The following is a 2,679-nucleotide window of genomic DNA, read 5'->3' as shown; positions in this document are numbered from 1 at the left end:
GACAGGAAACAACGGAACAATTGAGAATTGCATGTTTATCAATAACACTGCTAGAGGAGTTGGCGGTGCACTATATATTGGTGGTGTGAACAATACCGTTTCATGGTGTATTTTTGTTAATTCAACTTCACAGCTAACCGGTGAAGCAATATATGCCGATCGCAACCGTGAAAAAATCAGGTTTGTCAATGATACTTTTAATAATAAACTTCCCCTCATTGACGGTGCCGTATTTAATATTGATGCTGATTATCTTTTCTATTCATATAAGATTCCTGTCTGGGGTAATCTAACTGCAGAGAAGAGTAATAATTTGGGTATTATTCCTTTAATATATAAATCTATAGTGGCCGGTGGTTTAAATAATATTAGTAATGATTTAAATTGTTTTGCCCAATATTTTAATGAAACGGGTTTATTCATTTTGAATTTTGCTGCATATGAAGATGTATATGATTATATTTATATGGACAAATATTCCAAAGCTATGATGGACTTTACTGTAGACTGGATTGAGTCATTTCATCTTAATCCAATAAGCCAAACAATTTCTCACTTGGGTTTTGATTATCTCAAATCAATTTCTTTTTCAAATATAACTGATTTTAATCAGGTTTTTGATTATGTACTTCATGGGAACTATGAAGTTAGCCTCACACAAAATCTCATCGGTTTTGTTCATGATGTCTATGATTATAATGATATCCATTCGATTAAAGGCTGGGGTTACTGGTTTGATGCAGATAAAGGTGCTGGAAAATTTGTTAATAATCTTAAAGTTATTTTCACAGATAAAATAAATGCTGAATCCGATGATACATGGAGACCAAATATCTCCGGTTTTGATTCCATACTTATAATGGGTAACGGTTCAATAATTGACGGTTATGCTAAGGACGACCATGATGAAAAAAAATGGGTTGAAATGGGCGGCGATAGTAATACCTATTTTGCGGCTTATGATTTGACTGTTAAAAACTTCAATACTGCAGTTGAATGCCTTGCAGGAACTTGTTATTTCAATAATATTCGATTTGATAACAATCGTATGGACTATACAATTGAAAGAGATTGGGGAGCTGCAATTTTAAATACTGGAAATGTGATGTGTGATAATTGTAGTTTCACAAATAATTACGCCAAAAACGGTGGTGCAATCTTTAATCAGGGTTTCCTGTCACTTAACAACTGCACATTCAAGGGAAATAATGCATATGGAAAAGGCGATAATGTCTGTGTCGGTGACGGAGGACTGATACAGTTTAACGGTATGAACCTCACAGGCGATTTCGGCCCTGTTTACTTTACAGAGAGCATATCTGTAACGGATATGACTTTGATAGGAGTAGTCGTTGGTGTTGGTGCTTTTGCTACCGGTTTTCTTACTACTGTATTTACTTGTAATCCAGTAATTGGTATGGCCGTAGGTGCGTCTATTGGTGCTTGTTTTGGTCTTTTTGCTGCTGCTGAAACTATTGAATCCAGTTATGATGTTAATTTCAATAGATTGAGTTGTACTATAAGTTTTGTTTCAGTAGGAATAATAACTGGTGCATTAGGAGGATATGTTGGAAATTATGCAATTTCTCAAGAGGACTGGGGAGCTTTTGAAGAATCTTTTTCCGATCCAATAGAAAATTCAGTAAAATCAGTAAGTATGGATGGGATATAGTTAGTTAAATGGGGGATTATTATCACCCCCTTTTTTTATTTTTAATCCACATTTAGTTTTCATAAAGCAAAAAATAAGTAAAAATAAAATTAAAAAAATAGTGACATCTTGCCACACCCTCTTTTTTTTAGAAAAGACATACATGCAATTACCTACTTGCAAAAATATTTATATATATCGGTTTTAAATATTAATGTAAGAAGTAGTTTACATTACAAGAAATTTATATAATATCTCTAAAAGTAATGCATACTGATGTTTAGTATATTTCATTTATTCGATTGATATATAATGTGATAGCAGATAATTGTGAGGATTATTCTTACATATTTCCAACTACTTTTGCCTAAAATAGTTATTTATTAACTTATTTTAGAAGATAAAGATTATTTACAGGATTTCTGAGAAATATCTTCCAGTAAATTTTTACCAGTATTAAAATAATCAGGATATGGTTAAGATGAATCTAAAAAAATTAATGGTTTTGGTAATAATAAGTGCATGCCTTTTAATAACTGTATCATGTGCTTTTGCAGCCGATTCAAATCAAATCAATGGCAATGTTACTGCAGATGGACAAAATCATGAAATAAACATTGATAATTTTAATATTATGGAAGTAGATAAAAATGCTAATAGCCAGATAAATTTGAAAGACCCTATTCAAAATAATATAAAAGACAATGGACCAGCAAATGGTGGTGTGCCCGGTTCATATGATGATTTGAAGGAGGATATTGAGAATTTGCATTCCGGTGATGTTTATAATTTTACAAGAGATTATAAATTTGAGGGTGGCAATAGAATAGTATTGCAGGATAATATAATTGCAATTAATCAGAATAATATTATTATTAACGGTAATGGATTTGCAATTGATGCTGGTGGCTCTCAGAACTTCGCAATATTTAAAATATCTGGAAATAATGTAACAATCAGCAATTTAACCTTTGCCAATAGTGTGCCAAGTTGTATACCCGGTCCAACTATTGATGGGCACCGTTTTG

General features: G+C 32.2%; 2 protein-coding genes. Both read left to right on the top strand.

The window, feature by feature from the left end; translation table 11 throughout:
- On the top strand, nt 1-1,672 hold a 1,672-nt coding region (locus tag ACKI4K_RS04210), incomplete at its 5' end, for a hypothetical protein (RefSeq protein ID WP_407422601.1).
- Between the two features lie 460 nt (nt 1,673-2,132).
- The coding region (locus tag ACKI4K_RS04205) for a hypothetical protein (protein WP_407422599.1) at nt 2,133-2,679 on the top strand (547 nt) is incomplete at its 3' end.

This window comes from Methanobrevibacter sp., from assembly GCF_045644645.1.
GTDB lineage: Archaea > Methanobacteriota > Methanobacteria > Methanobacteriales > Methanobacteriaceae > Methanocatella.
Note: the sequence above shows the minus strand (reverse complement) of the source record. Positions and strands in the feature narration are given on the sequence as shown.